Source organism: Streptomyces sp. NPDC111516, assembly GCF_055635345.1.
Map to the genome: position 1 here is coordinate 1 of NZ_JBVKBV010000008.1, position 21,746 is coordinate 21,746.

The 21,746-nt window shown below is 69.7% G+C and carries 20 protein-coding genes, 1 tRNA gene and 1 pseudogene; 19 read left to right on the top strand and 3 right to left on the bottom strand.

Features of this window, described 5'->3' with window-relative positions; genetic code table 11:
- The coding region (locus ACZ7L9_RS17230) for a transposase (RefSeq protein WP_471415999.1) at positions 1 to 933 on the top strand (933 nt) is incomplete at its 5' end.
- A 169-nt stretch (positions 934 to 1,102) separates the two neighbouring features.
- Positions 1,103 to 1,585, top strand: a complete 483-nt coding sequence (locus ACZ7L9_RS17235; RefSeq protein WP_471416000.1) for a GNAT family N-acetyltransferase — start codon at positions 1,103 to 1,105, stop codon at positions 1,583 to 1,585.
- Positions 1,586 to 1,641: 56 nt separating this feature from the next.
- Here ACZ7L9_RS17235 and ACZ7L9_RS17240 read toward each other — a convergent pair whose 3' ends face one another.
- Positions 1,642 to 1,968 carry a hypothetical protein gene (locus ACZ7L9_RS17240; RefSeq protein ID WP_471416001.1) on the bottom strand — a complete coding sequence of 109 codons (327 nt, stop codon included), beginning with the start codon at positions 1,966 to 1,968 and terminating at the stop codon, positions 1,642 to 1,644.
- A gap of 85 nt (positions 1,969 to 2,053) precedes the next feature.
- Here ACZ7L9_RS17240 and ACZ7L9_RS17245 point away from each other — a divergent pair, with 85 nt between their 5' ends.
- From ACZ7L9_RS17245 to ACZ7L9_RS17255, 3 genes and pseudogenes are all read left to right on the top strand, one after another.
- Positions 2,054 to 2,455: a helix-turn-helix domain-containing protein gene (locus ACZ7L9_RS17245; RefSeq protein WP_471416002.1), complete on the top strand. Its 402-nt coding sequence runs from the start codon at positions 2,054 to 2,056 to the stop codon at positions 2,453 to 2,455.
- Positions 2,456 to 2,464: 9 nt separating this feature from the next.
- Positions 2,465 to 3,223, top strand: a complete 759-nt coding sequence (locus ACZ7L9_RS17250) for a transposase (protein ID WP_471416003.1) — start codon at positions 2,465 to 2,467, stop codon at positions 3,221 to 3,223.
- A gap of 158 nt (positions 3,224 to 3,381) precedes the next feature.
- Positions 3,382 to 4,478, top strand: a pseudogene (locus ACZ7L9_RS17255) (IS1380 family transposase); the annotation flags it as partial.
- Here ACZ7L9_RS17255 and ACZ7L9_RS17260 read toward each other — a convergent pair.
- The gene (locus ACZ7L9_RS17260) at positions 4,446 to 5,108 is read right to left on the bottom strand and encodes a hypothetical protein (RefSeq protein ID WP_471416004.1); all 663 of its coding nucleotides are present in this window, start codon (positions 5,106 to 5,108) and stop codon (positions 4,446 to 4,448) included. The pseudogene ACZ7L9_RS17255 and the gene ACZ7L9_RS17260 overlap by 33 nt on opposite strands.
- Before the next feature lie 239 nt (positions 5,109 to 5,347).
- Positions 5,348 to 5,419, bottom strand: a tRNA-Arg gene (locus tag ACZ7L9_RS17265).
- A gap of 173 nt (positions 5,420 to 5,592) precedes the next feature.
- On the opposite strand from ACZ7L9_RS17265, the gene ACZ7L9_RS17270 reads away from it, so the two are divergent.
- From ACZ7L9_RS17270 to ACZ7L9_RS17335, 14 genes are all read left to right on the top strand, one after another.
- Positions 5,593 to 6,075 carry a response regulator gene (locus ACZ7L9_RS17270; protein ID WP_471416005.1) on the top strand — a complete coding sequence of 161 codons (483 nt, stop codon included), beginning with the start codon at positions 5,593 to 5,595 and terminating at the stop codon, positions 6,073 to 6,075.
- Positions 6,076 to 6,130: 55 nt separating this feature from the next.
- Positions 6,131 to 7,126, top strand: a complete 996-nt coding sequence (gene nrtL, locus ACZ7L9_RS17275; RefSeq protein ID WP_471416006.1) for an ArgS-related anticodon-binding protein NrtL — start codon at positions 6,131 to 6,133, stop codon at positions 7,124 to 7,126.
- A gap of 26 nt (positions 7,127 to 7,152) precedes the next feature.
- A complete protein-coding gene (gene lysA / locus ACZ7L9_RS17280) occupies positions 7,153 to 8,544 on the top strand; it encodes a diaminopimelate decarboxylase (protein WP_471416007.1) in 1,392 nt (463 codons plus the stop codon).
- 127 nt (positions 8,545 to 8,671) lie between these two features.
- Positions 8,672 to 10,021 carry a homoserine dehydrogenase gene (locus ACZ7L9_RS17285; RefSeq protein ID WP_471416008.1) on the top strand — a complete coding sequence of 450 codons (1,350 nt, stop codon included), beginning with the start codon at positions 8,672 to 8,674 and terminating at the stop codon, positions 10,019 to 10,021.
- 6 nt (positions 10,022 to 10,027) lie between these two features.
- Positions 10,028 to 11,098, top strand: a complete 1,071-nt coding sequence (gene thrC, locus ACZ7L9_RS17290) for a threonine synthase (protein ID WP_471416009.1) — start codon at positions 10,028 to 10,030, stop codon at positions 11,096 to 11,098.
- A gap of 402 nt (positions 11,099 to 11,500) precedes the next feature.
- Positions 11,501 to 12,418, top strand: a complete 918-nt coding sequence (gene thrB, locus ACZ7L9_RS17295) for a homoserine kinase (RefSeq protein WP_471416010.1) — start codon at positions 11,501 to 11,503, stop codon at positions 12,416 to 12,418.
- Positions 12,419 to 12,804: 386 nt separating this feature from the next.
- Positions 12,805 to 14,832: a transcription termination factor Rho gene (gene rho / locus ACZ7L9_RS17300; protein WP_471416011.1), complete on the top strand. Its 2,028-nt coding sequence runs from the start codon at positions 12,805 to 12,807 to the stop codon at positions 14,830 to 14,832.
- Positions 14,833 to 15,252: 420 nt separating this feature from the next.
- On the top strand, positions 15,253 to 16,356 hold the full coding sequence (locus ACZ7L9_RS17305; protein WP_471416012.1) for an LCP family protein: 1,104 nt from the start codon (positions 15,253 to 15,255) through the stop codon (positions 16,354 to 16,356).
- A gap of 187 nt (positions 16,357 to 16,543) precedes the next feature.
- Complete coding sequence (gene rpmE, locus ACZ7L9_RS17310; RefSeq protein WP_073214489.1) at positions 16,544 to 16,768, top strand: 50S ribosomal protein L31; 225 nt, start codon at positions 16,544 to 16,546, stop codon at positions 16,766 to 16,768.
- Positions 16,769 to 16,921: 153 nt separating this feature from the next.
- Positions 16,922 to 17,998 (top strand): peptide chain release factor 1, encoded by a 1,077-nt coding sequence (gene prfA, locus ACZ7L9_RS17315; protein ID WP_471416013.1) that lies wholly within the window; start codon positions 16,922 to 16,924, stop codon positions 17,996 to 17,998.
- A 40-nt stretch (positions 17,999 to 18,038) separates the two neighbouring features.
- Entirely contained in the window at positions 18,039 to 18,884 is an 846-nt protein-coding gene (gene prmC / locus ACZ7L9_RS17320; RefSeq protein ID WP_471416014.1) for a peptide chain release factor N(5)-glutamine methyltransferase, read from the top strand.
- 64 nt (positions 18,885 to 18,948) lie between these two features.
- Positions 18,949 to 19,596 carry an L-threonylcarbamoyladenylate synthase gene (locus tag ACZ7L9_RS17325; RefSeq protein ID WP_471416015.1) on the top strand — a complete coding sequence of 216 codons (648 nt, stop codon included), beginning with the start codon at positions 18,949 to 18,951 and terminating at the stop codon, positions 19,594 to 19,596.
- Positions 19,593 to 20,234 (top strand): arsenate reductase/protein-tyrosine-phosphatase family protein, encoded by a 642-nt coding sequence (locus ACZ7L9_RS17330; RefSeq protein ID WP_471416016.1) that lies wholly within the window; start codon positions 19,593 to 19,595, stop codon positions 20,232 to 20,234. Before ACZ7L9_RS17325 ends, ACZ7L9_RS17330 begins: the two co-directional genes overlap by 4 nt.
- Before the next feature lie 156 nt (positions 20,235 to 20,390).
- Positions 20,391 to 21,656 (top strand): serine hydroxymethyltransferase, encoded by a 1,266-nt coding sequence (locus tag ACZ7L9_RS17335; protein WP_471416017.1) that lies wholly within the window; start codon positions 20,391 to 20,393, stop codon positions 21,654 to 21,656.
- The last annotated feature ends 90 nt before the right edge of the window (positions 21,657 to 21,746 follow it).

Genomic DNA, 21,746 nt, shown 5'->3' on the forward strand with positions numbered 1-21,746 from the left:
GAGCTCGTCGAGCGGCTGATCGCGGCCGGGCAGTGGAAGGACGAAGACCCGGAGATCCTGATCGTGGTGGACGCCGGCTATGACGTGCCCCGTCTGGCCTTCCTGCTGAAGGATCTGCCGGTGCAGGTGCTGGGCCGGATGCGCTCGGACCGTGTCCTGCGCCGTGCAGTTCCGGCGCGGGAGTCCGGGGTTCGGGGGCGCCCGCCCCGTCACGGCGGTGAGTTCGTGTTCGGTGACCAGTCCACCTGGGGCGCCCCCGATGCGCGGACGGTGACCGAGACCCGTCTCTACGGCACTGCCACCGCACGAGCCTGGGACCGGCTCCACCCGAGGCTGACTCACCGTTCGGCCTGGACCGCTCAGCTCGGCGTCCTGCCGGTCATCGAGGGAACCGTGATCCGTTTGCAGGTCGAGCACCTGCCCAGCGGCGCGACACCCAAGCCGGTCTGGCTGTGGTGGTCAGGCACCGACGCCACCGCCGGCGAAGTCGACCTGCTCTGGCAGGCGTTCCTGCGGCGCTTCGACATCGAGCACACCTTCCGTCTCTTCAAGCAGACCCTGGGCTGGACCTGCCCGAAGATCCGCAGCCCTGAAGCCGCAGACCGCTGGACCTGGCTGACCCTCGTGGTCTTCACCCAGCTCCGGCTCGCCCGCCCACTGGCAGCCGATCTGCACCGACCGTGGGAGAAGCCGAGCCCGCCGGACAAACTGACCCCCGCACGAGTCCGTCGCGCTTTTCGGCACCTCCGCCCGAAGGCCGCCTGCCCTGCCGGAGCACCGAAATCCTCACGACCCGGCCCAGGACGGCCACCCGGCCGCAGAAACAACGAACCCACCACACGCTACGACGTGCACACCGTCGGGAAACCGGGCCCCGCAACGCGACGCACAAAGAAGAAGTCAACGACCCCACGTCCACGCCGCACAGGTTAAAGATCAAGTTAGTGGTCTGCGCTCGAAGTCCTTCGGGGGTTGACTCCGGAGCCGGTGTGGTGCCTGGTGTCAGGACTTGCCGGATCGCCACTGAGTCTTTCCGAAGGCCGAGTGGCGTCGAGGTTGATGTCATGGACTTCTCCGCGGGCCTCGCGGCAGACTCCTCGGCATGGTGCACCTGCGTGTTCTCACGAAAGGCGACTGGCCGTTGTGGCGGGAGGTTCGCCTTGCTGCGCTGGGCGAGGCGCCGCAGGCGTTCAAAGCTCGGCTTGCGGACTGGCACAGCGGCGGGGAGGAGCGGTGGCGTGAGCGCTTGGAGATGCCCGACGCCTACAACATCATTGCGTTGCTGGGTGGTCGAACGGTCGCGGTGGCCAGCGGCCTTCCTGGGGACGACGGTGCATGCGAGCTGAGGTCGGTGTGGGTCAGCCCCCAGACGCGGGGTTGCGGCATCGGAGACCGGTTGATAGCGGCAGTCGAAAGGTGGGCCCTCCGGTCGGGTGCTACGACGCTGAAACTCGCGGTGATCCCGGGTAACGAGCCGGCCATCGCGCTGTATCAGCGCAACGGCTTCATCGTCACTGAAGAGCTCGGAGACCTGTTGGCCGATGGTGCGACCAGGGAACGGGTGATGGTGAAGGAGCTTCGCTGACGAGACGACATACGAGCCCGGCGGATCATCCAGCCTGCATAGGAAACCTTGCGTCTTCAGACGTCAGGGGTGGTGAGGTAGAGGCCGCAGGCACAGTCCAAGGCTTCTTCCGGGGTGCCGGCGAAGCTGCCGGTGGGCAGGATGGTGTCTTCGTACTTGTCGGTGCTGGCGAGGTAGAGAGCGAAGCCCCAGGTGCTGGCGGAGCCGCCGTAGCGCAGACGCATGAGTTTGATGGGCTCGCCGTCGGTGAGTTCGCCGTCGACGTAGCTGAACTGGCCTCGATATCGGACGTCCAGGCCGGCGACCTTGGGCCAGGTGGTACGGGCTCGCGCGGTCAGCTTCTGGGCGAGGGAGGTCTTGGTCGACTCCGGCACGGTGGGCATGGGGTCATCCTGCCTGGTCTGCGGCATCAGTGGCGCGGCAGGCTCCAGCCGGTAAGATCCACTTCTGCTGATCGGCCTGCCTGCCTTGCCCGTTGCTGCTGCCTGCCCGATATCGCTGACCGCCTCGCAGAGGCACCGGCTGAAGAAGATGGCCTACGGCCACAAGACTCCCCACCAGAGCCGGATGCGCGCGCACGTCGTGCTCCGCGCGGCGCTGGGCCGCTCCAACGCGCGCATCGCCCGCGAGACGGGTCTGCATCTGGACACCGTACGGACCTGGCGAGGCCGGTTCGCCGAAGAGGGTCTGTCCGGGCTGGCCGACCGTCGACGCCCCGGTCGGCCGCCCTCGTTCACCGCGCTGCAGGCCGCCCAGGTCAAGGCGCTGGCCTGCCAACTGCCCGCCGAGACCGGCGTCCCGCTCTCACGCTGGTCGTGCCCGGAGCTGGCCCGCGAGGCCGTGCAGCGGGGCATCGCCCCAGCCGTGTAGGCCTCCACCGTGCGCCGCTGGCTGGCCCAGGACGCACTCAAGCCCTGGCAGCACTGCTCCTGGATCTTCATCACCGACCCTGCCTTCGCACCCAGGGCGACCCGCGTGCTGGACCTGTACGCCCGCACCTGGCAAGGCCGGCCACTCGGACCGGACGAGTACGTCATCAGCGCGGATGAGAAGACCTCCATCCAGGCCCGCTGCCGCTGCCACCCCACCCTGGCCCCCGGGCAGGCTCGGGCCATGCGGGTGAACCACACCTACGGCCGCGGAGGTGCCCTGGCCTACCTCGCCGCCTACGACGTCCACCATGCCCGGGTGTTCGGCCGCACCGAGCCCAGGACCGGCATCGACCCGTTCATGAACCTGGTCGCCCAGGTCATGAGCCAGGAGCCCTACACAAGCGGCAAACGGGTGTTCTGGGTCGTGGACAACGGCTCCTCCCACCGCGGGCGGAAGGCCGCCGACCGGCTGACCAGCGCTTTCCCAAACGCGATCACGGTCCACACTCCAGTTCACGCGTCGTGGTTGAACCAGGTGGAGATCTACTTCTCCGTCGTCCAACGCAAGGTCGTCTCACCCAACGACTTCACCGACCTTGCCCAGGTCGGGGACCGACTCCGAGCCTTCGAAGACCGCTACAACGCCACAGCACAGCCGTTCCAGTGGAAGTTCACCACCTCCGACCTGGACGATCTGCTGGCCCGGCTCGACCGGCACACACCCGCTGACCGACAACAAGAATCCCCCGCTGCACTCGCAGCATGATCAACCCCCGAAGGACTTCAAGCGTCGACCACTTAGCCTCGGGCTTCCACGAAGGCGGCCGTCCGAAGGATGATCAAATAAGCGAGGAGTGCCTCTGAGCTGGGACGATAGGGCTTGTTGAAGGTCCTGTTCGTCGCCAAGAAAGAAGCACTCCCCGGGTGAAGAAGTGTAGCGGGGCGTACTCGCCTGTCCGAGTTGAGGGCAATGGCCGTGCGGTGGTCTCGCTAGCCGGGGTGGTCCTGCTGGTAGAGACGGTCCGCAAGAGCGGCCTGGATGCCGCGTTGTCGGCAGCGCTCGCGCCGTGGCGTAAGCCGCGGGCGGTGCACGACCCAGGCAAAATCCTTCTCGACCTCGCGCTCGCGGTCGCACTGGGCGGGGACTGCCTGGCCGATGTCGCCATGTTGCGGGCCGAACCGGCCCTCTTCGGGCGGGTGGCCTCTGACCCGACCGTCTCCCGTCTGGTCGACACGCTCGGCGCGGCGGGCTCTCGGGCACCGGCCGCCATCCGCGTGGCACGGGCCGAAGTCCGCGACCGTACATGGCAGTTGGTCGGGCCCGATGCTCCGCACGCAGACGGGCAGGTGACCGTGGACATCGACGGCGTGCTAGTGCTAGCCCACTCCGACAAGCGGGACGCCACACGGACCTGGAAGAAGACCTACGGCCACCACCCGCTCATGGCCTTCGTCGACCACGGACGGGGCGGCACGGGAGAGCCCGTCGCGGGACTGCTGCGGCCGGGCAGGGCGGGCAGCAACACCGCCGCCGACCACATCCAGACCACCCGCCTGGCGCTGGCCCAGCTGCCGAGGAAGTTCCGGTGGCCGGCGCACCCTGATCCGCACCGACTCCGCAGGCGGTACCGACACGTTCCTCGACTGGCTCACCGCGCGCGGACGGTGGCTGTCGTACTCGGTCGGTATGACCATCCGAGCAGATCCACCAGGCCGTACTGAGGGTTCCCGACTCGGCATGGACACCGGCCGTCGAGCCCGGCGGCCAGATCCGTGACGGTGCCTGGGTCGCCGAACTCGCCGGAGATGTCCTGGACGGCTGGCCGCAGGGCATGCGGCTGATCGTCCGCAAGGAACGCCCGCACCCCGGAGCCCAGTTGCGCTTCACCGACACTGACGGCATGCGCCTGACGGCGTTCGCCACCAACACCAAGGACAGCGCGATCGCCGCGCTCGAGCGTCCAGGGGCCTCGTCGTTGCTCTATATCTCAGCTCATCGGATAGCCGATCTCCGCAATGTCCTCTGCGAGGTCTGCCAGGACGATCTCTGAGTTCAACGCGCGGACCACTTCTTCAGTCAGAGGACGCGAAGACAAGACGTGACGAACGGCCTCCACGTTGACAGGGACCTCGTAGTAGTCCTCGGCCCACTGCTGAAACGCTTCCGGCGAGCGGTCCACCAACAGTTGGAAGAGGTACCCGGCGCCGTCGGGGTCTTCCGTTTCCTCGTCGGGGAAGTCGATCGTCCCTGTTCTCCAGCCGCTGTCTCCCGTCTCTCGCCACGTACACGCAGTGATGCAAGGCATCCCGTCATCGGAGAATGCGGGCTCCTCAACGCACGGCCGGAAAACGTCGGGAACCTCGTCGAGCACTCCGGGCCATGGCCCGTCCTCTGCGTAGGGGCTCATAGGTGATTCGTGATCGAATCCACGGACGTAGGCGCCGGCGGCCGAGAAGACGATTGAGTACTCGTCGCCCGCTCCGTTCTGCATCGAGGCCATCGACTCTCCCTCGGACCAGTGGTCGTTGAAGGAGTGGTGGCGGTTCGCCCACTCAGGGCTCAGGATGGCCTCCAGCACGGCCAGGGAACGGCAGTGCTCACGGAGGACGGCTATCTCAGGCAGCTGCCGAGCAACGTCTTGAACGGTCACCCGTTCATCCAAGCGCACGCCTCTGACACGTCAGGTTCTTGCCTGGCGCGTGACTGTCTCATCAGACCTGGGAACCGTGGAGCGTGGCTCACCTGCGGCAATGTCCCAAGATCCCGTCCACGCCTCGTCCACAGACCCCGACATGCAGCCGCTTCGGGCCGCATCCGGCTGCACATACGCGAAGACCCCGGCCTCAGCGTTTCCGCTGATGACGGGGTCTTTATGCACTCCACTCGAAGTGCCCTCGGCAGGATTCGAACCTGCGCACACGGCTCCGGAGGCCGATGCTCTATCCCCTGAGCTACGAGGGCGTATCGCTGTGTTGCTCGGCGACGGGAGAAACACTACCAGCTTCCGCCGGGTGTCCGTGAACAGGTATTTCGGTGCCGCCGGCGGGTGGCTGCGCGGGCCCCCTGGGAGCGGGAGGGCGGAAGGTCCTGCGTACATCCGGCCACCTCCCCGCACCACTCGTCGGGGGCCGGAAATGGGCAAAACCCGGACGCAGCCCCTACGTCCCGCCTACGCTCGAAGCGTGTCAGGGGCATGTGGCCGTGTGCTTGTTGTCGACGACAACAAGGTCATCCGGCAGTTGATCAGGGTCAACCTTGAGCTTGAGGGCTTCGAGGTCGTGACCGCGGTCGATGGTGTCGAGTGTCTGGATCTCGTGCATCGGATCGGTCCCGACGTGATCACGCTCGATGTCGTGATGCCCCGGCTGGACGGTGTGCAGACCGCCACCAGATTGCGCTCCGATCCGCGGACCAGACATGTGCCCGTGGCGATCGTCAGCGCCTGCACGCCCTACGAGGCGGACAACGGAGTCGACGCGGGGGTCGACGCGTTCCTGGCGAAGCCGTTCGAGCCGGGTGAGCTGGTGCGGCTCGTACGGCAGTTGATGGCCCGGAAGGACCCGTCGGCGCTCGACGGCAGACAGGGCGCCGGGAGGGCGGAGCGCGCCGCCGGGTGACCGGATGGCGAAACCGGGTCGCGAGGCAGCCCCCGTCCTCCCATACGCTTGTCCTGTGACCCCCGCCGATCTCTCCAGGACCGTGCTGCACGCCGTGCGCCGCGCGGTCGACGAGGACGCCTTGCGCGCGCCGGTGCCCGCGCGCGTGCGGGTGGAGCGGACCCGGCCCGGCGGGCGTGGGGAGTACGCCTGCGCCGTCGCCCTCCAGCTGGCCGGGCCCGCCGCGCTGCCGGCCCGGGAAGTGGCCGAGATTCTTCGGGAGCGGGTGCAGGGCGTGCCGGGGATCGGCGGTGTCGAGGTCACCGGGCCCGGGTTCTTGAACTTCACCCTGGACGGTGACGACGGCCTGGCTGCCCTTGTCAGGGCCGTCGACGCTCGCGGTACGGAGTACGGGCACGGGGACGGCCTCCTCGGCGTGACCGCCTCGTTCGCACCCGCCGGCGAGCTGCGTGCCCGGGTCGTCACCGAGACGGTCGAGCGGCTGCTGAGGGCCCAGGGGGCCGAGGTCGGGGAGCGGACGGCCGGCGGGGAAGCGTTGCACGTGGTGCCCGTGCCCGCCGCCGATGGCTATCTCTTCGAGCGGCTCGGGAGCGACGCCGCGCGCTGGGCGCTGCTGCGGGCCGCCCCGCACGACCGCGCCCGGTGCACGGGGAGCCACGAGCTCCTCGTACAGGGGGAGAGCAACCCGCTGTTCCGGGTGCGGTACGCGTACGCCCGGACCCGTGCCCTGAGCCGGAATGCCGAGCAGCTCGGGTTCCGTGCCGCGTACGAGGAGAGCGTGGACGCGGCCGCCCTCGCAACGCTCCTCGCCGACCATCCCGAGGTGCTCGCCGCCGCCGCCCGCCACCGCGAGCCCGACCGGGTCGCCCGGCAGCTGGAAGCGGTCGCGCAGGCCTTCCTCGACTTCCATGACCGCGCCCGCCCGCTCCCCGTCGGTGACGAGAAACCCTCGGCCGCCCACCGTTCCCGGCTCGCCCTCGCCGAAGCCGTCGGGACGGTGCTGGCAGGCGGCCTGTCCCTGCTCGGCATCAGCGCACCCGAAGTCCTCTGAGAGACCCGAGAGAGCAGAGCAACACGATGAGCCGATCCGCACACCCCGCCGGGCCCCGTCACGCCGATGTCATGACGGAAGGGCACTACACCGCCCCGCCCGCCGACCTCAATGTCCTGGACACGAAGGTCTGGGCCCGTACCGTCACCCGCGACGAGGACGGCGCGGTCACCGTCGGCGGGATCGAAGTGACGCGGCTGGCCGAGGAGTTCGGCACCCCCGCCTACTTCCTCGACGAGAACGACTTCCGGGCCCGCTGCCGGGCCTGGGCCGACGCCTTCGGGCGGGACGCAGATGTGTTCTACGCCGGAAAGGCGTTCCTGTCGCGCGCCGTCGTGCGCTGGCTCAAGGAGGAGGGGCTCAACCTCGACGTCTGCTCCGGGGGCGAGCTGGCCTGCGCGCTGGACGCCGGAATGCCCGTCGAACGCATCGCCTTCCACGGCAACAACAAGACCGTCGAGGAGATCGAACGGGCGGTCACCGCCGGCGTCGGGCGGATCGTGCTCGACTCCTTCCAGGAGATCGCCCGGGTCGCGCACATCGCGCAGCGGCTCGGCAAGCGGCAGCGCGTACAGATCCGGGTGACCGTCGGCGTCGAGGCACACACCCACGAGTTCATCGCCACTGCCCACGAGGACCAGAAGTTCGGGATCGCGCTGGCCGGCGGACAAGCCGCGGAAGCGGTGCGCCGGGCCCTCACCCTGGACGGGCTGGAGCTCATCGGCATCCACTCGCACATCGGCTCGCAGATCTTCGACATGGCCGGCTTCGAGGTCTCCGCCCGGCGCGTGGTGCAGCTGCTCGCCGAGGTGCGCGACGAGCACGGCGTCGAGCTGCCCGAGATCGACCTCGGCGGCGGCCTCGGCATCGCCTACACCTCCGAGGACGACCCGCGCGAGCCGCACGAGATCGCGAAGGCGCTCGGCGACATCGTCACCCGCGAGTGCGAGGCGGCCGGCCTCGCCACCCCCCGGATCTCCGTCGAGCCGGGGCGCGCCATCGTCGGCCCCACCGCCTTCACGCTGTACGAGGTCGGCACCGTCAAGCCCCTGGAGGGGCTGCGTACGTACGTCAGCGTCGACGGCGGGATGTCGGACAACATCCGCACGGCGCTGTACGACGCCGAGTACAGCGTCGCGCTCGCCTCGCGGACCTCCGACGCGGAGCCGATGCTCGTCCGGGTCGTCGGCAAGCACTGCGAGAGCGGCGACATCGTGGTCAAGGACGCGTTCCTGCCGTCCGACCTGGCGCCCGGCGACCTGATCGCCGTGCCCGCCACCGGTGCGTACTGCCGCTCCATGGCGAGCAACTACAACCACGCCCTGCGCCCGCCCGTCGTCGCCGTGCGCGACGGGGAGGCGCGCGTGATCGTCAGGCGCGAGACGGAGGAAGATCTCCTGCGTCTGGATGTCGGATGATGTCGTTTTTCCCGGGGTATGCCCCCGGACCCCCATAGATGTCTCAGGATCCGGACGGGTGGCAGGAACCCCCCGTCCGGTGAGTGAGACTGGACCACACATCAAGAGGTAGAGGAAACGAGGTCGGATGATGCGTACGCGTCCGCTGAAGGTGGCGCTGCTGGGCTGTGGAGTGGTCGGCTCAGAGGTGGCGCGCATCATGACGACGCACGCCGACGACCTCGCCGCGCGCATCGGCGCCCCGGTCGAGCTCGCCGGTGTCGCCGTGCGCCGGCCCTCCAAGGTGCGGGAAGGCATCGATCCGGCGCTGGTCACCACCGATGCGACAGCGCTGGTCAAACGGGGCGACATCGACGTCGCCATCGAGGTCATCGGGGGCATCGAGCCCGCCCGTACCCTCATCACCACCGCCTTCGAGCACGGCGCGAGCGTCGTCTCCGCCAACAAGGCGCTGCTGGCCGAGGACGGCGCCGCACTGCACGCCGCCGCCGAGCAGTACGGCCGGGACCTCTACTACGAGGCCGCCGTCGCCGGTGCCATCCCGCTGGTACGGCCGCTGCGCGAGTCCCTCGCCGGTGACAAGGTCAACCGGGTCCTCGGCATCGTGAACGGCACCACCAACTTCATCCTCGACCGGATGGACACGAGCGGAGCCGGATACTCCGAGGCGCTCGACGAGGCCACCGCCCTCGGCTACGCGGAGGCCGACCCGACCGCCGACGTCGAGGGCTTCGACGCCGCCGCCAAGGCCGCGATCCTCGCCGGCATCGCCTTCCACACCCGGGTCAGGATCGGCGATGTGCACCGCGAGGGCATCACCGAGGTCACCGCCGCCGACATCGTCTCCGCCCGCCGTATGGGCTGCACCGTCAAGCTCCTCGCCATCTGCGAGCGCGCCGCCGACGGGCAGTCCGTCACCGCGCGGGTGCACCCCGCCATGATCCCGCTGAGTCACCCGCTGGCCTCCGTGCGCGAGGCGTACAACGCGGTCTTCGTCGAGGCCGAGGCGGCCGGACAGCTGATGTTCTACGGTCCCGGCGCCGGCGGCTCGCCGACCGCCTCCGCGGTCCTCGGCGACCTGGTCGCGGTCTGCCGCAACAAACTCAACGAGGCCACCGGCCCCGGCGAGTCCGCGTACACGCGCCTGCCGGTCAGCCCCATGGGCGAGGTCGTCACGCGGTACCACATCAGCCTCGACGTGGCCGACAAGCCTGGCGTACTCGCTCAGGTCGCGACGGTCTTCGCCGAACAGGGCGTATCGATCGATACCGTCCGTCAGCAGGGTAGAAATGTAAGCAGCGGCGACGCGGTCGCCTCCGCCGAGGGTGGCGGCGGGCGACGGGAGGGCGGCGAGGCCTCTCTCGTCGTCGTCACCCACCGCGCGCCCGACGCCGCCCTCTCGGCGACCGTCGAGGCGCTGCGCAAGCTCGACACCGTTCGCGGTGTCGCCAGCATCATGCGTGTTGAAGGGGAGTAAGGACCCATGACCAGCAAGGGCACCCACCAGTGGCGCGGCATCATCGAGGAGTACCGGGACCGCCTTCCGGTCACGAGCGCGACGCCCGTCGTCACGCTCCGTGAGGGCGGTACGCCGCTCGTCCCCGCTCAGGTCCTCTCCGAGCGCACGGGCTGCGAGGTGCACCTCAAGGTCGAGGGCGCCAACCCCACCGGGTCCTTCAAGGACCGCGGCATGACGATGGCCATCACCCGGGCCAAGGAGGAAGGCGCACGGGCCGTCATCTGCGCCTCCACCGGCAACACCTCCGCCTCCGCCGCCGCGTACGCGGTACGGGCCGGCATGGTCTGCGCCGTCCTCGTGCCGCAGGGCAAGATCGCGCTCGGCAAGATGGGCCAGGCGCTCGTGCACGGCGCCAGGATCCTCCAGGTCGACGGCAATTTCGACGACTGCCTGACACTGGCCCGTTCGCTGTCGGACAACTACCCGGTGGCGCTGGTCAATTCGGTCAACCCGGTCCGTATCGAGGGCCAGAAGACCGCGGCGTTCGAGATCGTCGACGCGCTCGGCGACGCCCCCGACATCCATGTCCTCCCGGTCGGCAACGCGGGCAACATCACCGCGTACTGGAAGGGTTACAAGGAGTACGCGGCGGACAGCATGTCCACGCACACCCCGCGCATGTGGGGCTTCCAGGCCTCCGGCTCCGCACCCATCGTCCGCGGCGAGATCGTCAAGGACCCGTCGACCGTCGCCACCGCGATCCGGATCGGCAACCCGGCCTCCTGGCAGTACGCGTTGGACGCGCGGGACGAATCGGGCGGTTTCATCGATGAGGTGACGGACCGCCAGATCCTGTCCGCCTACCGGCTGTTGGCCTCGCAGGAGGGCGTCTTCGTGGAGCCCGCGTCGGCCGCGTCCGTCGCCGGTCTGCTGAAGGCCGCGGAAGAGGGCAAGGTCGACCCGGGTCAGAAGATCGTCTGCACGGTCACCGGCAACGGCCTCAAGGACCCCGACTGGGCCGTCGCGGGCGCCCCGCAGCCGGTCACGGTCCCGGTCGACGCGGCCACCGCCGCACAGAAGCTGGGCCTCGCGTAACCACCGGGACCCCGACCTCGGGCAGGGGTGTGGGACGGGGGACGCGGGCGGCGGCACTGCTTGCCCGTACGACTCCGACGCCACGCCCCGACGCCGCGGCCCACTGCCGCCGGAAGCCCGGTCATCTGTCGGCAAGAACCCAGCTCAACCGTCCCTTTTCGGGGCGGAGAGCGCATAGGAGGCGGGCGACACGCATCGTGCGCCTCCTGTGCGCCCTATGTCGCGACAGAACCTTCCTTCGATAAGCTGTACCCAATCCACCCCGCCGCATCTGCTGCGGCGCATGGGTCGTTGTGGCCGTCGGTTTCCCCGGAATTCCACTCCCCGCCGTCACGACGTCCCGCCACCGTCGAGAAAACGCTTCACCACCCCCGCCGCCTTACAAGGAGAGTCGTCCAACCGATGGCCGGTCCCGCCTTCCGAGCCGCCGCCGTCCGGGTGCGCGTCCCTGCGACCAGCGCCAACCTGGGCCCGGGTTTCGACGCCTTCGGCCTCTCGTTGGGGCTGTACGACGACGTCGTCGTCCGCGTAGCCGACGCCGGACTGCACATCGACATCGCGGGTGAGGGTGCGGACACGCTGCCCCGCGACGAGAGCCACCTGCTCGTACGTTCCCTGCGTACCGCCTTCGACCTGCTCGGTGGACAGCCCCGCGGCCTGGAGATCGTCTGCGCCAACCGCATCCCGCACGGGCGCGGCCTCGGCTCGTCGTCCGCCGCCATCTGCGCCGGCATCGTCGCCGCCCGCGCCGTGACGACCGGCGGTGACGCCCGGCTCGACGACGCCGCGCTGCTGGAGCTCGCCACCGAGATCGAGGGTCACCCCGACAACGTCGCGGCCTGCCTGCTCGGCGGTTTCACCCTTGCCTGGATGGACGGCGGATCCGCCCGCGCGATCAGGATGGATCCCGCAGATTCCATCGTTCCGGTGGTCTTTGTCCCCAGTAAGCCGGTCCTGACCGAGACCGCCCGCGGACTGCTGCCGCGCACGGTCCCGCATGTCGACGCGGCCTTCAATGCCGGCCGCGCCGCACTCCTGGTCGAGGCCCTGACCAGCCGCCCCGAACTGCTGCTCACCGCCACCGAGGACCGGCTGCACCAGGAGTACCGCGCCCCGGCGATGCCGCAGAGCGTGGAACTCGTGAACCGACTGCGCGCCGACGGCGTACCCGCAGTCATCTCCGGTGCCGGGCCGACCGTGCTCGCACTGGCCGAGGACGGTGCGGCCGACAAGGTCGCACGGCTGGCGGGCGAGGGATGGGCGGCCAATCGGCTCGCTCTCGACGCCCCGGGCGCGAGTGTGCTGCCGCTCGCCCCGTAGCCGAGAAGCGGTTGCCGGTGAATGAGAGGGGGAATGTTTGTTGGAGCCGGTAGTGTTAACCTCAAGTCAGCGATCGACGTCTACGTGGCGCGTTGCTTCGTGTCCCTTTCCGGGACCACCATTTCTTCCGGGAGCCTCCCAACTGCCTGAGCAGCCTGCCTGAGCAGTTTCGTGCACGCTCCGGAACCGGCACGACACCCCTCGCTGGTCCAGGAGTGGGCCGAGCAGGGGGATGCTCGCGCCGGACCCATGCACACTTTCATCTCTCCGCCGTACCCGCGGCGGACCACCGCCCCGGCTCGGTCCGCAAGAAAAAGACCGCAGTCGGACAGCACAACCGGTCGCCGAGCCAGAAGGCCGACGTCCGCTCCAGGGAAGGACCCTTCGTGAGCGACACCACCGATCTGATGGGCGTGACTGCCGACAAGACCGTCGACAGCGCCGCGCCCGCCGAAGGTGCTGCCACTGGCACCACCACACGGCGCCGCCGCTCCGGCACCGGCCTTGACGGCATGGTCCTGGCCGAGCTGCAGCAGGTCGCGTCCGGCCTCGGCATCAAGGGCACTGCGCGGATGCGCAAGGGCCAGCTGATCGAGGTCATCAAGGAGGCGCAGGCAGGTAACTCCGCCGCGCCCAAGGCCGCCGCGCCCGCCTCGGATGCCGAGACCAAGCCGAAGCGCCGCGCCACCTCCAAGGCGCGGACCGGGGACGCGTCCGCTGCCGCCGCGCCCGCCGAGAAGGCCGCGGCCCAGCAGCAGATCGACATTCCCGGCCAGCCGGCCAGCGACGACCAGCCCACGGGCGAGCGCCGTCGGCGCCGGGCCACCGCTCAGGCGGGCAGCCCGGAGACCAAGGCGGAGAGCAAGCCGGCCGCCGAGGCCAAGCCGGAGACGCAGGCCGAACCGAAGGGTGACGACCGCACCGACGCCAAGGCCGAGGCCGCCGCCGACACGGCCGAGGGCCGTCGGGGCGACCGCCAGGACCGCGGTCAGCGCGGTGACCGCGGCGACCGGGGCGACCGCCAGGAGCGTGGCGAGCGCGGGGAGCGCCGCGACCGGCAGCGCGACCGCCGCGGCAAGGGCGACGAGCAGGGCGGCGGCCAGGGCCAGCAGGGCGGCCAGCGCCAGCAGCGCCAGGGCCAGCAGGGCCCGCAGGACGACGGCTACGACGACGAGGCGGGCGGCCGTCGCGGTCGCCGGGGCCGCTACCGCGACCGCCGTGGCCGCCGTGGCCGGGAGGACTTCGCCAGCGAGGTTCCCGTCTCCGACGACGACGTCCTGATCCCCGTCGCGGGCATCCTGGACATCCTCGACAACTACGCGTTCATCCGGACCTCCGGCTACCTGCCGGGCCCGAACGACGTGTACGTCTCGCTCGCCCAGGTCCGCAAGAACGGCCTGCGCAAGGGTGACCATGTCACGGGTGCGGTGCGCCAGCCCAAGGACGGCGAGCGCCGCGAGAAGTTCAACGCGCTGGTCCGCCTCGACTCCGTCAACGGCATGGCGCCCGAAACCGGCCGCGGCCGCCCGGAGTTCCAGAAGCTGACCCCGCTCTACCCGCAGGACCGGCTCCGTCTGGAGACCGACTCCAACGTCCTGACGACGCGGATCATCGACCTGGTCGCCCCGATCGGCAAGGGCCAGCGAGGCCTGATCGTGGCCCCGCCGAAGACCGGCAAGACCATGATCCTGCAGGCGATCGCCAACGCGATCACGGTCAACAGCCCCGAGTGCCACCTGATGGTCGTCCTGGTCGACGAGCGTCCGGAAGAGGTCACCGACATGCAGCGGTCGGTGAAGGGCGAGGTCATCTCCTCGACCTTCGACCGTCCCGCCGAGGACCACACCACCGTCGCCGAGCTGGCCATCGAGCGCGCCAAGCGTCTCGTCGAGCTGGGTCACGACGTGGTCGTCCTGCTGGACTCCATCACCCGCCTCGGCCGTGCGTACAACCTCGCGGCCCCCGCCTCCGGCCGCATCCTGTCCGGTGGTGTCGACTCGACCGCGCTGTACCCGCCGAAGCGCTTCTTCGGTGCCGCGCGCAACATCGAGGACGGCGGTTCGCTGACCATCCTGGCCACGGCGCTCGTCGAGACCGGCTCGCGCATGGACGAGGTGATCTTCGAGGAGTTCAAGGGCACCGGCAACATGGAGCTCAAGCTCGACCGGAAGCTCTCGGACAAGCGCATCTTCCCGGCGGTGGACGTCGACGCGTCCAGCACCCGTAAGGAAGAAATCCTGCTCGGCAGTGACGAGTTGGCCATTGTCTGGAAGCTGCGCCGGGTGCTGCACGCGCTCGACCAGCAGCAGGCGATCGAGCTTCTCCTGGACCGGATGAAGAAGACCCAGTCCAACGCGGAGTTCCTGCTCCAGATCCAGAAGACGACACCGGCTCCGGGCAACGGCAACGACTGACCGCCGTACCGGATCGGCTGTTTCCACACAGGGCCGCCCCCGCCACTTCGGTGACGGGGGCGGCCCTGTGCTTGTCGGGCCGCGCGGGTGTGACGCAGCCGATTCGGCACTTTCGGCCGATTCGAGACCTTCGCCACATGCCGGCCGCCGCGACGGGTGCCGCCACAATGGCTGCAGCGGGCAAGAAACCGCAGGTGAGCGCGGGATCGCTGGTCGTTCAATCCATGGCGTACATCCCCTTTGTCCCCATGTCGCTCTCACCAGGACGTGACAGGTCGCTGTGCAACCCTTCTTCGGGCCACGGCGTCGTACGAAGTACCGACAAGTCGCCAAAGCCAGTGAAAATGCCGAGGAACCAGTGCCCGAACGCCGCTGCACGGGAGGGCCTGTCCGGGAACAGCTGACGACCGAAGGAGACGGATGACCGAGCAGAGCGGGAGCGGCGGCCGAATACGCCCCACCGGCAAACGCCGGAAGAAGCCTTCCCGTCGCCGCAGGGCGACGGTGATCGGTGCCTGGACCCTGGCCGCCGCCGTGGTCGTCGGCGGTGGCGGGCTCGGATACGCCTACTTCAAGCTCAACGGCAATCTCAAGGCCGTCGACATCAACGCGGCGCTCGGCAAGAACCGCCCCGACAACGTCGACAACGGCTCCGAGGACATCCTCGTGCTCGGCTCGGACTCCCGCTCCGGCGCGAACTCCGCGTACGGTGCCGACGAAGGCACGGCCCGCTCCGACACCGCGATGGTCGTCCACCTCAACAAGGGCCACAAGACGGCCTCCGTCGTCTCCATCCCGCGCGACACCCTCATCACCCGGCCCGACTGCACCAGCGACACCACCGGCAAGACCGTCGCGGGCCAGCAGCGCGCCATGTTCAACACGGCGTACGAGGTCGGCGGGCCGGCCTGTGCGGTCAAGACCGTCGAGTCGATGTCCGGCATCCGCATGGACCACTACCTCGAAGTCGACTTCACCGGTTTCAAGAAGCTCATCGACCAGCTGGGCGGCGTGAAGATCACCACCACCGAGGCGATCCACGACCCCAAGAGCCATCTGAATCTCGAACCCGGCACCCACACCCTCGACGGCGAGCAGTCGCTGGGCCTCGTCCGCACCCGCAAGAGCGTCGGCGACGGCAGTGACCTCGGCCGCATCCAGCTCCAGCAGGCGTTCATCAAGGCGCTGATGGAACAGGCCCAGAGCGTCGGCGTGTACTCGAACCCGAAGACGCTCTTCGACCTCGCGGACACGGCGACCAAGGCCATCACCACCGACTCCGACCTGGGTTCGGTCCAGCAGCTCACCGGCTTCGCGAACAGCCTCAAGGGGCTCGGCTCGAAGAACGTCCACATGGTCACCATGCCCGTCCAGTACGACCCGGCCGACCCGAACCGCGTCGTACCGCTGGAGAAGTCCGCCCAGCAGGTCTGGACGGCGCTCAAGCAGGACAAGGCGATCCCCGCCTCCGCCACCGAGAAGTCGGCGGGCGACAAGGGCACCGCGGGCCGCATCGTCCGGTGACCGGCGGCCGGACAGGCCGGGAACACGGACCGGAATGCGGGTCGGGAGCGCCGGCCGGGAATAGGTGCGGCCCGCCCCCGGTTTTGGGAGATACGGCCGGTCCTGGCAGACTGGTACGTCGGCCCCGGTTCACGGACGCGCAATCCGCGCGTACGACCCGGTGCCCTCCCGAATCTAGGAGAAACCCTTGAAGCGCGACATCCACCCCGAGTACGTCGAGACGCAGGTCAGCTGCACCTGTGGCGCGTCGTTCACGACCCGGAGCACCATCGACGGCGGCAGCATCCGCGCCGACGTCTGCTCCGAGTGCCACCCGTTCTACACGGGCAAGCAGAAGATCCTCGACACCGGTGGCCGCGTGGCCCGCTTCGAGGCCCGCTTCGGCAAGGCTGCCGGCTCCGCCAGCAAGTAGCGAGCCACTGCGCCGGTTCTCGGCGCCCTCTTCCCGGGGGCGTCGAGGCCGGCGTTTTTTCCGGCCCGGGGTACGGGGCCGTGCCCCACGCCGCCCGGACAGCATCACGCCGTCCAGCAGGCACGTTTGAGTGAAGGAACCAGGAGCCCGAAGATGTTCGAGGCGGTCGAGGAACTGATCGGTGAACAGGCCGATCTTGAGAAGAAGCTCGCGGACCCGTCGGTCCACGCCGATCAGGCCAACGCGCGCAAGCTCAACAAGCGCTACGCCGAGCTGACCCCGATCGTCGCCACGTACCGCTCCTGGAAGCAGGCCGGGGACGACATCGAGACGGCCCGCGAGCTGGCCGCCGACGACCCCGACTTCGCCGCCGAGGTCAAGGACCTGGAGAAGCAGCGCGAAGAGCTCACCGAGAAGCTCCGCCTCCTCCTGGTCCCCCGCGACCCCAGCGACGACAAGGACGTGCTCCTGGAGATCAAGGCGGGCGCGGGCGGCGACGAGTCCGCCCTCTTCGCCGGCGATCTGCTGCGCATGTATCTGCGCTACGCCGAGCGCATCGGCTGGAAGACCGAGATCATCGACTCCACCGAGTCCGAACTCGGCGGCTACAAGGACGTCCAGGTCGCAGTGAAGACCAAGGGCGGCAACGGTGCCACCGAGCCCGGCCAGGGCGTATGGGCCCGGCTGAAGTACGAGGGCGGGGTCCACCGCGTGCAGCGGGTGCCTTCCACCGAGTCCCAGGGCCGCATCCACACCTCCGCCGCCGGCGTGCTCGTCACGCCCGAGGCCGAGGAGGTCGATGTCGAGATCCACGCCAACGATCTCCGTATCGACGTCTACCGCTCCTCGGGCCCCGGCGGCCAGTCCGTCAACACCACGGACTCTGCGGTTCGCATCACCCACCTGCCGACCGGAGTCGTCGCCTCCTGCCAGAACGAGAAGAGCCAGCTCCAGAACAAGGAGCAGGCCATGCGCATCCTGCGGTCGCGCCTGCTCGCGGCCGCCCAGGAAGCCGCGGAGCAGGAAGCCTCGGACGTACGACGCAGCCAGGTGCGTACGGTCGACCGATCCGAGAAGATCCGTACGTACAACTTCCCGGAAAACCGGATCTCGGACCACCGCGTCGGCTTCAAGGCGTACAACTTGGACCAGGTGCTCGACGGCGACCTGGACTCCGTGATCCAGGCCTGTGTCGACGCCGACTCCGCCGCCAAGCTCGCCGCCGCATAAGCAAAGCCCGCCCCGCCCGTAACCCGTACGGAGAACCGCGATGAACCTGCTGCTCGCCGAGGTGGCCCAGGCCACTCAGCGGCTGGCCGACGCCGGTGTGCCCTCGCCGCGATTCGACGCGGAGGAACTCGCCGCGTTCGTGCACGGCGTCAAGCGGGGCGAGCTGCACCATGTGCCGGACGCGGACTTCGACGCCCGCTACTGGGAGGCCATCGCCCGCCGCGAGGCCCGCGAACCGCTCCAGCACATCACCGGACGCGCCTTCTTCCGCTACCTGGAACTCCAGGTCGGCCCCGGCGTCTTCGTCCCCCGCCCGGAGACCGAATCGGTCGTCGGCTGGGCGATAGACGCGGTGCGCGCGATGGACGTCGTCGAACCGGTCGTCGTCGACCTCTGCAGCGGATCGGGTGCCATCGCCCTGGCCATGGCCCAGGAGGTGCCGCGCTCACGCGTGCACGCCGTGGAGCTGTCCGACGACGCCCTCAAGTGGACCAGGAAGAACGCCGAGGGGTCCAGGGTCACCGTCCACCAGGGAGACGCGCTCACCGCCCTCCCCGAGCTCGACGGCCAGGTCGACCTGGTCATCTCCAACCCGCCGTACATCCCGCTCACCGAATGGGAGTACGTGGCGCCCGAGGCCCGCGACCACGACCCGGAGATGGCCCTCTTCTCCGGCGAGGACGGCCTCGACACCATCCGCGGCATCGAACGCACCGCACACCGTCTGCTGCGCCCCGGCGGCCTCGTCGTCATCGAGCACGCCGACACCCAGGGCGGCCAGGTGCCGTGGATCTTCACCGAGGAACGCGGCTGGGCCGACGCGGCCGACCACCCCGACCTGAACAACAGGCCGCGGTTCGCCACGGCCCGCAAGGCCACGCCGTGACCGGCGGCCACCACCCGCACGACCCGTACCCGCCCTACCCGTACACGCTTGAGGAGGCCGGCTGATGGCACGGCGATACGACTGCAACGACGCGACCGACCGTACGACGGGTCTGCGTGAGGCCGCGTCGGCCGTCCGCCGCGGCGAACTGGTCGTGCTGCCCACCGACACCGTGTACGGGATCGGTGCGGACGCCTTCAGTTCCGAGGGCGTCGCCGACCTGCTGGACGCCAAGGGCCGCGGCCGCAACATGCCGACCCCCGTCCTGATCGGCTCCCCGAACACCCTGCACGGACTGGTCACCGACTTCTCCGAGCAGGCCTGGGAACTCGTCGACGCCTTCTGGCCCGGCGCCCTCACGCTCGTCGCCAAGCACCAGCCGTCGCTCCAGTGGGACCTCGGGGACACCCGCGGCACCGTCGCCATCCGGATGCCGCTGCACCCGGTCGCCATCGAACTGCTCACCGAGGTCGGCCCGATGGCCGTCTCCAGCGCCAACCTCACCGGACACCCGGCTCCCGAGGACTGCGACGCCGCCCAGGAGATGCTCGGCGACTCCGTCTCCGTCTACCTCGACGGCGGCCCGACACCCGGCATCGTGCCGTCGTCGATCGTCGACGTGACCGCCAAGGTCCCCGTGCTGCTGCGCGCGGGCGCGCTCTCCGTCGAGGAACTGCGCAAGGTGGTACCCGACCTCGAGGTGGCCAATTGACCGCCCCTGAGGGGCGTGGCATAACGGGGCGGGCCGACACTTTCCGCATCCTCCACGTCAGCACCGGCAACGTCTGCCGCTCACCGATCACCGAGCGGCTGACCCGGCACGCCCTGGTGGACCGCCTCGGCGATCCGCGGCAGGGCGGACTGATCGTGGAGAGTGCGGGCACCTGGGGCCACGAAGGCGCCCCCATGGAGGCCAACGCCGAGATCGTCCTCGCCGACTTCGGCGCCGACACCACCGGCTTCGTCGGCCGGGAGCTCCTCGACGAGCACGTGATCCGCGCCGACCTGGTGCTGACCGCCACCCGCGACCACCGGGCCCAGGTCATCTCGATGGGTCACTCGGCCGGTCTGCGGACCTTCACCCTCAAGGAATTCACCCGGCTGGTCCGGGCCATAGATCCCGCCACGCTGCCCGACCCGCGGGACGAGGGCGTCGTCGAACGCGCCCGCGCACTGGTCCGCGCCGCGGCCGCGCTGCGCGGCTGGCTGCTGGCCCCCACCGCCGAGGCGGACGAGGTCTACGACCCGTACGGCGCCCCGATCACGTTCTTCCGGTCCATCGGCGACGAGATCAACCAGGCCCTCGACCCGGTCGTCACGGCCCTGACCGGCGTACCCACCCCGCACTGACGGGCGTGCCTGCGCCACTCTGACGGCCGTACACACGGGCCCGGCACCCTGGGCCGGGCGGGTGGACGGCGTCGCCGCACAGCAGGCAGGGGGCCCGTCACGGGCCTACATTGGAGCTGACCCAAGCGCACCCCTCTCCAGGCCCGGAGCCGTCAGATGCCGGTCACCACTCCTGCCGCACCCTCCTCCGACGCCGGGACCACCCTGCCGCAGGACTTCGGCGCCCTGGCCCGGGAGGACCCGGAGATCGCCGCCGTGCTCCTGGGCGAGCTGCACCGGCAGTCGACCACCCTGCAGCTGATCGCCGCGGAGAACTTCACCTCCCCCGCGGTCCTCGCCGCCCTCGGCTCACCGCTCGCCAACAAGTACGCCGAGGGCTACCCCGACGCCCGCTACCACGGCGGCTGCGAGCAGGCCGACGCCGCCGAACGCATCGCCTGCCGACGGGCCACCGCGCTCTTCGGCGCCGAACACGCCAACGTCCAGGCGCACTCCGGCTCCTCCGCCGTCCTCGCCGCGTACGCGGCCCTGCTGCGCCCCGGCGACACGGTGCTCGCGATGGGACTCCCGTACGGCGGACATCTCACCCACGGCTCGCCCGCCAACTTCTCCGGCCGCTGGTTCGAGTTCATCGGATACGGGGTCGACTCCGAGAGCGGCCTGATCGACTACGAGCAGGTGCGCACCCTGGCCCGCGCGCACCGCCCCAAGGCGATCGTCAGCGGCTCGATCTCGTACCCCCGCCATCCCGACTACGAACTCTTCCGGGACATCGCGGACGAGGTGGGCGCGTATCTCATCGCCGATGCCGCGCATCCGATGGGACTGATCGCCGGGGGAGCGGCGCCGAGCCCGGTGCCGTACGCCGATGTGGTCTGCGCGACCACGCACAAGGTGCTGCGCGGTCCGCGCGGCGGGATGATCCTTTGTGGTGCGGAGCTGTCCGAGCGGATCGACCGGGCGGTCTTCCCCTTCACACAGGGCGGCGCGCAGATGCACACGGTCGCCGCGAAGGCCGTCGCGTTCGGGGAGGCGGCCACTCCCGCGTTCACGGACTACGCCCATCGCGTGGTCGCCCATGCCCGGGTGCTGGCCGCCGGTCTGGCGGCCGAGGGCTTCGAGATCACCACGGGCGGCACGGACACCCACCTGATCGTCGCGGACCCGGCCCCGCTCGGCGTCGACGGCCCGGTCGCCCGTGCCCGGCTGGCAGCGGCGGGCCTGGTGCTGGACACCTGCGCGCTTCCGTACGGGGACGCCCGGGGGGTCAGGCTGGGCACCGCGGCCGTCACCACCCAGGGCATGGACAACACCGACATGGCGCGGCTGGCGGCGCTTTTCGGAGCGGCGGTGCGTGAGGAGGGCGACATCGGGGCGGAGGTCCGTGAGCTGGCCCGGAAATATCCGCCCTATCCGGGGTAGACGTGGTCCATGCAACCATCGGCCCGTCCTCCGTGTCCTCAACCATGAGCCCCACCTCGTTAAAGTGTGGGCTGAGATGGCCGGCGAAAT